Source organism: Burkholderia sp. Ac-20353 (assembly GCF_017104785.1).
In the GTDB taxonomy this organism is placed as follows: Bacteria; Pseudomonadota; Gammaproteobacteria; order Burkholderiales; family Burkholderiaceae; genus Burkholderia.
This window is the reverse complement of record NZ_JAAGPL010000317.1, coordinates 1-6,376: the sequence shown is the minus strand read 5'-3', so window position 1 is coordinate 6,376 and position 6,376 is coordinate 1. Positions and strand designations below refer to the sequence as shown.

Annotated in this window: 6 protein-coding genes; 1 reads left to right on the top strand and 5 read right to left on the bottom strand. The window is 69.2% G+C overall.

All coding sequences use genetic code 11. The annotated features are described in order from the left end of the window. From G3N94_RS38955 to G3N94_RS38935, 5 genes are all read right to left on the bottom strand, one after another. Positions 1–426 (bottom strand): VanZ family protein (locus tag G3N94_RS38955; RefSeq protein ID WP_205799525.1); only part of this gene is annotated, 426 nt, incomplete at its 3' end. A gap of 19 nt (positions 427–445) precedes the next feature. After that, a complete protein-coding gene (locus tag G3N94_RS38950; protein ID WP_205799524.1) occupies positions 446–1,069 on the bottom strand; it encodes an ABC-type transport auxiliary lipoprotein family protein in 624 nt (207 codons plus the stop codon). 36 nt (positions 1,070–1,105) lie between these two features. Next, the gene (locus G3N94_RS38945) at positions 1,106–2,035 is read right to left on the bottom strand and encodes an MlaD family protein (protein ID WP_205799523.1); all 930 of its coding nucleotides are present in this window, start codon (positions 2,033–2,035) and stop codon (positions 1,106–1,108) included. Positions 2,036–2,052: 17 nt separating this feature from the next. Further along, positions 2,053–2,907: an ABC transporter ATP-binding protein gene (locus tag G3N94_RS38940; RefSeq protein ID WP_205799522.1), complete on the bottom strand. Its 855-nt coding sequence runs from the start codon at positions 2,905–2,907 to the stop codon at positions 2,053–2,055. Next, positions 2,904–4,028 carry an ABC transporter permease gene (locus tag G3N94_RS38935; protein ID WP_205799521.1) on the bottom strand — a complete coding sequence of 375 codons (1,125 nt, stop codon included), beginning with the start codon at positions 4,026–4,028 and terminating at the stop codon, positions 2,904–2,906. Before G3N94_RS38935 ends, G3N94_RS38940 begins: the two co-directional genes overlap by 4 nt. A 268-nt stretch (positions 4,029–4,296) precedes the next feature. Between G3N94_RS38935 and G3N94_RS38930 the strand changes: the two genes are divergently transcribed. Further along, positions 4,297–6,363, top strand: coding sequence for a bifunctional 2',3'-cyclic-nucleotide 2'-phosphodiesterase/3'-nucleotidase (locus G3N94_RS38930; protein ID WP_205799520.1), 2,067 nt, complete (start codon positions 4,297–4,299; stop codon positions 6,361–6,363). Positions 6,364–6,376 lie beyond the last annotated feature (13 nt).

Here is a 6,376-nt window from a genome sequence, read left to right as displayed (position 1 = left end):
GCGATCGAGCAGCGCGCCGGTCGCCGGGGCGACGAGCGCCGCGCCGAGCAACGCACCGAGCGCATTGGCCGCGAGATCGAGATTCGACGCGACGCGCGTCGGCAGATAGGTCTGCAGCGCCTCCATCGCCCCCGACAGCAGCGTGCCGAGCGCGCAGGCGATCAGCGTCGCGCCGACGCCGCGCCAGCGCGGATGCAGCGCGAGCACCGCGAGGCCGCCGAACGGCATGTAACCGAGCACGTTCGTGACGACGTCGAACGCGGTCACGTAGCGCTGCATCGGCGCGAACAGGTAGTCGAACGGGCCGATGCCGAGCGCGGTCCAGCCCTCGAACGGATACAGCGACGCGTACACGACGAGCGCCGCATACGCGCCGAACGCCTGCCGCGCGAGCGTCGACGCGCGGGACGGGCCGGGCACGCTCATCGCGGACGCGGCCCGCACATTACGGGGTGCCCGCGTACGCCTGCATACCGACCCACGCGGCGATCTGTGCGACGAGATCGTCGCTCGCCATCGCGAGCGCGCGCGCGCCGCCGGCCGCGTCGGGCGTGCTCGACGGCGCGCGCGACACGAACGTGCGCTGGCCGAGCACCTTGCCGTCCTGCGTCAGCGTCGCCCGCACGGCGACGGCGCCGTGGCTCTGCGATTCGCCGTCGAACACCTGCTCGAACTCGTTCAGGTCGATCTTGAGCGTCGGCGCACGCACGCCATCGGAGCCTTCGAGCACCGCGCCGCGCGACGACAGCGCGCCGCGCAGCCGCTGCGTGAGCAGTTGCGCGGGCGGCGCGGTCCAGTGGCTGTCGCGATAGACGGCGGTGCGCTGCGCATCCGCGTACGCGAGCCGGTAGACGAACTTGTCCGAATCGAGCGCGTCCGGCGCGGTAACGTCGAGTACCTTCAGCGCGGGGCCCGTGCCGGCGGTCGCGACCGGCGCTGCCGGACCGAGGTCGTAGCGGATATTCGACAGCGCCGCGCGCTCGCTCGCGCAGCCGGCGGCCAGCGCGAGCGTCAGCACGGCGGCGGCCACCGCGGCCGGGCGCCGGGCCCGGGCAAGGATTCGGGACATGACGTGTTCCTGCATGAGGTTTCCGGATTCGATGGATCAGTGGCCGGCCGCAGCGCCTGGCCAGACGAAGCCCGCCTCGCCGGGCCCCGGCGCCGCGCCCGGCGAGCCGAACAACAGACTGCGCGGGTTGCGGCCGAGATCACCGGCGACGTCCTTCAGCTGGCGCGACGCATCGCCGACGCTCACCGCGAGCGCATTGAAGCGCGGCAGCGTGTCGTACTGCACGCGCGCGTTCAGCTCGTTCAGCGCGACGCCGATCTGCTCGGCCGCGGTGCCGGCCTTGTTCAGGTTCGCGACGAGCGGGCCGTTCGGCTGCAGCAGCGTGTTCGCGGACGCCATCGTGCGGCTCACCTCGTGCATCGTCCCGGGCAGCTCAGCCACCGCCGGCCCGAGCTGCTTCGACAGCGTCGTCACGCCGTCCGCCGCGTGCTGCAGACTTGCCGCGGTCGCGCGCAGCTGGTCGCGCATTTCCGGCGACATCAGCTCGTTCGCGCTCTTTGCCGCGAGCTCGAGCTCCCGCAGCAGCACGTCGCCGCGCTGCTGGATCTGGTCGAACAGGCTCGGGTGCATCGGAATCTGCGCGATCGCCTTCGGCGACGACGGCAGCGGCGACAGGTCGCGCCCCGTGTCGTCGAGCTGCACGAACGCGATGCCCGTCACGCCCTGGAAGCCGAGGCTGCCGAACGTCGACTGCGTGATCGGCGCATCCTTGTCGACCATGATCCGGATCCGGATCTGCCCGGGGCGCGACCGGTCGAAGCCGATCGACTGCACCTTGCCGACGTCGAGGCCGCGATAGCGCACGGCCGCGTCCGGGAACAGGCCCGTGACGTTGGTGCGCGCGATCAGGTCGTACGGGATCCGCACGGTGCGGTCGACGTTGAACCAGAACACGGCGCCCGCGATCGTGAGCGTCAGCGCGATCGTGAACAGGCCGGCCCAGAATGCATGCGATTTGTTTTCCATTCGCGGGTTCCTTCAGGCTACAGCTCGACGCTCGACGGCGCCGGTTCGAGGGCCGCCGGCGGCAGCTTCGCGCGGCGTTCGGGCGGCAACGCCTGCAACGCGCGCCGTCCGCGCAGCCCCAGAAAGTATTCTTGGATAAACGGATGGTCGACGTTCGCGGCCTCTTCCACCGGCGCCGCGACGAGCACCTTGCGGTCGGCGAGCACCGCGACGCGCGTCGACAGCGCGACCATCGTGTCGAGATCGTGCGTCACCATCACGACGGTCAGCCCGAGCGTGCGGTGCAGCGTCGCGATCAGCTCGACGAATTCTTCCGACGCCTGCGGGTCGAGCCCGGCCGTCGGCTCGTCGAGGAACAGCAGCTCCGGCTCGAGCGCGATCGCGCGCGCGATGCCGACCCGCTTCACCATCCCGCCCGACAGCGCGGCCGGCATTTTCGACGCATGCTTGCACGGCAGCCCGACCATCTCGAGCTTCAGCATCACGATGTCGTGCAGCAGGTCGGCCGGCACGCGGCCGAGTTCGCGCAGCGGCTGCGCGACGTTGTCGAACACCGTCATCGACGAGAACAGCGCGCCCTGCTGGAACAGCATGCCCGAGCGGCTGCGCATGGTGCGCGCGGTCGCCGCGTCGATCGTCGACGTGTCCTCGCCGAACACCCTGATCGTGCCGGACGTCGGCCGCTCGAGGCCGAGGATCTGCCGCACGAGCGTCGTCTTGCCCGAGCCCGAACCGCCGACGATCGACACGATCTCGCCGCGCCGCACGTCGAAATCGAGCTTCTGGTGGATGATGTTGCGCCCGTAGCGCTTCGTCAGGTTGCGCACCTCGATCACGAACTCGTCGGCCGGCGGTTGGTTCAACGTGTTCATCCAAGCCCCACGTTCTGGAACAGCATCGCGAACACCGCATCCGCGAGGATCACGACCGTGATCGACGTGACGACCGACGTCGTCGTGCCTTCGCCGAGGCTCTGCGAGTTCGCCTTGATGCGGAAACCGAAATGGCACGCGACGAGCGCGATCAGCATCCCGAACACGACGCCCTTGCCGAGGCCGATGTACAGGTTCGCGATCGGCACGACGCCCGGCAGCGAGCGCACGAAGAAGCTGAAATCGATGCCGAGCGCGAGCTTCGCGGCGAGCGCACCGCCCGCGAGCGCGATGATGTTGGTCCACATCACGAGCAGCGGCATCGCGATGCCGAGCGCGAGCACGCGCGGCAGGATCAGCCGCAACCCGTGCGGGATGCCCATCACGCGCATTGCGTCGAGCTCCTCGGTCACGCGCATCACGCCGATCTGCGCGGTGATCGCCGAACCCGAGCGCCCGGCGACGAGGATCGCCGACAGCACGGGCCCGAGCTCGCGAATCACCGACAGGCCGAGGATGTTCACGATATACCGGTTCGCGCCGAACATTTGCAGCTGCTGCGCGGACAGGTAGCTGAGCACGATGCCGATCAGGAACGCGACGAGCGCGGTGATCGGCAGCGCCTGCGCGCCCGCGCTGTACACGTTCGCCGAGGTTTCCTTCCACGGCATCGTCTTCGGCCGGCGCAGCACCGACAGCGCGTCGAGGATCACGCGGCCGAACATCGAGATGCCGCCCTGCAGATGCTCAGCGAACGTGAAGAGCGCGCGGCCGAGGCGCGTGACGGGGTCGACGCGCACGATGCGCTCGGGTGCCTCGCGCTGGCGGTCGAGCCGCTCGATGCGCTCGAAGATCGTGCGCTGCGTGTCGGACAGCGCGATGCCGGCCGGCAGCTTGCGGCCCCACACGCGCCACAGCGCCTGGCCACCGACATGGTCGATCCGCTCGATGCCTGACAGGTCCCATTCGCGCACGCGCCCCCTCGCGAGACCCGCGACGCGGCGCGCGACGGCGCCGCGATTGCGCGCCAGCGCGAGCGCGGTCCATTGTCCGTACAGGCGCACGGTCTGGCCCTGGCCGCCGGCATCGACCGACAGGCCGGGAGGAGTGTCGAAATCCAAGGCGGCTTGTTTGCAAATGAATGACACCGGCCATTGTAGCGAACCGTCCGCCGCCGCGACGTGAGGATTTCCGCCGGGGCCGGATCGGCGGTCGCGGCGCCCGACGGCTGCGCACCTTCCGGAAAGCCATCGTATGGCTTTCATTCCTCCGTCACGTTTCCTTTCGATACTCTCACGCGCCGCACAGCAGGCCGTCGGCGCATGCGCCGTCTTCAGTGCGGATCAGGACGAATCACAAAACACAACAGAACACCGAACAGGACAACCGATGCGTCTCCCCCCGTTTCCCCGCCATCGCGTGCCGGCCGCCGCCGCGCTCGCGAGCCTCGCCTTCCTCGCCGCCTGCGGCGGTGACGACGTAACCGCGCCGCCGTCCCCGCCGGCGCAGGCGCAAGCGCCCGCCGGCACGAAGGCGACCCTCGCCGTGCTCGAGACGACCGACCTGCACACGAACGTGCTGTCGTATGACTATTTCAAGCTCGCGGCGGACAACTCGCTCGGCTTCGAGCGCGTCGCGACGCTGATCGCGCAGGCGCGCGCGCAGTACACGAACACGCTGCTGCTCGACAACGGCGACACGATCCAGGGCACCGCGCTCGCCGACTACCAGGCGCTCGTGAACCCGATCGGCTGCGACAAGACGCTCGCGATCTACAAGGTGATGAACGCGGCGAAGTTCGACGGCGGCGGGATCGGCAACCACGAATTCAACTACGGGCTGCCGTACCTGTCGCAGGTGACCGGCAACACGTTCGACGTCGACGGCCTGCCCGCGCCCGCGCAGCAGAAGAAGTGCGCGGGCCCGGCGTTCCCGCAGGTGCTCGCGAACGTGATCAGCGCGAAGTCCAACGCGCCGCTCTTCACGCCGTATACGATCCTCACGCGCACCGTGACCGCGACGACGCCGGACGGCAAGACGGTCAGCGCGCCGGTGAAGATCGGCATCATCGGCTTCACGCCGCCCGCGATCATGAACTGGGACAAGCGCTGGCTCGACGGCAAGGTGTACACGACCGGCCTGAAGGAAGCGGCCGAGAAGTACATCCCCGAGATGCGCGCGAAGGGCGCGGACCTCGTCGTCGCGATCTCGCACGGCGGCCTCGACAACTCGGCTTATTCGCCGACGATGGAAAACGGCAGCTGGTGGCTGTCGACCGTGCCGGGCATCGACGCGATGCTGATCGGCCACTCGCACCAGGTGTTCCCGGATGCGAACAGCACGGTGCCGCAGTTCAACCTGCCGGGCGTCGACAAGGTGAAGGGCACCGTCAACGGCGTGCCGACCGTGATGGCGAACTACTGGGGCAAGCACCTCGGCGTGATCAAGCTCGGCCTCGCGTTCGACGGCAAGACGTGGCGCGTCGACAAGTCGCAGACGACCGTCGAGGCGCGCCCGATCCAGAACGCGGACAAGAGCTATGTCGCCGCCGACCCGTCGGTCGCTGCCGCGATCGCCGCCGAGCACCAGGCGACGATCAACTACGTGAAGACGCCGATCGGCTCGACCGACTACCGGATGAACTCGTATTTCGCCGACGTCGGCGATCCGGGCGCGATCCAGATCGTCAACGAGGCGCAGGCCGACTACGTGCGCACCTACGTGCAGGCGAACCTGCCGCAGTATGCGTCGCTGCCGGTGCTGTCGGTCAGCGCGCCGTTCAAGAGCGGCTTCGGCGGCGGCAACGACTTCACCGACGTCGCGCCGGGCGCGCTCGCGATCAACAACGCGGCCGACCTGTACCTGTACCCGAACACCGTCTACGCGGTGAAGGTGAGCGGCGCCGACGTGAAGAACTGGCTCGAGACCGCCGCGAAGCGCTTCAACACGATCGACCCGACCCAGGCGACCGTGCAGAAGCTCGTCAGCAGCTTCCCCGGCTACAACTTCGACATGTTCACGTCGGCGGACCTCGCCTACGAGATCGACGTCACGCAGCCGGTCGGCAGCCGGATCAAGCACCTGACGTACAAGGGCGCGCCGCTCGACCCGAACGCGCAGTTCATCGTCGCGACCAACAACTATCGCGCGAGCGGCGGCGGCAACTTCCCGGGCCTCGACGGCAGCAAGACGATCTTCGCGTCGCCGGACGCGAACCGCGACGTGCTGATCGCGTACATCAAGAAGCACGGCGCGCTCACCCGCGTCGCGGACGGCGCGGCGCGCAGCTGGCGCTTCACGAAGCTCGCGAGCTCGGTCGCGCACGTGCAGTTCGCGTCCGCGCCGAACCGCGTCGCCGATGCGGCGGCGGCGGGCCTGGCCGGCATCACGCAGGTCGCGGCCGACGACGGCTCGGGCAAGAACCTCGCCACCTACGAGATCGACCTCACGCAATGAGAACCGCGATGCA

What these genes read in the sequence shown, in the direction of transcription:
- G3N94_RS38950 (WP_205799524.1), bottom strand. Translation starts at nt 1,069, where the DNA reads ATGTCCCGAATCCTTGCCCGGGCCCGGCGCCCGGCCGCGGTGGCCGCC.
- G3N94_RS38945 (WP_205799523.1), bottom strand. Translation starts at nt 2,035, where the DNA reads ATGGAAAACAAATCGCATGCATTCTGGGCCGGCCTGTTCACGATCGCG.
- G3N94_RS38940 (WP_205799522.1), bottom strand. Translation starts at nt 2,907, where the DNA reads ATGAACACGTTGAACCAACCGCCGGCCGACGAGTTCGTGATCGAGGTG.
- G3N94_RS38930 (WP_205799520.1), top strand. Translation starts at nt 4,297, where the DNA reads ATGCGTCTCCCCCCGTTTCCCCGCCATCGCGTGCCGGCCGCCGCCGCG.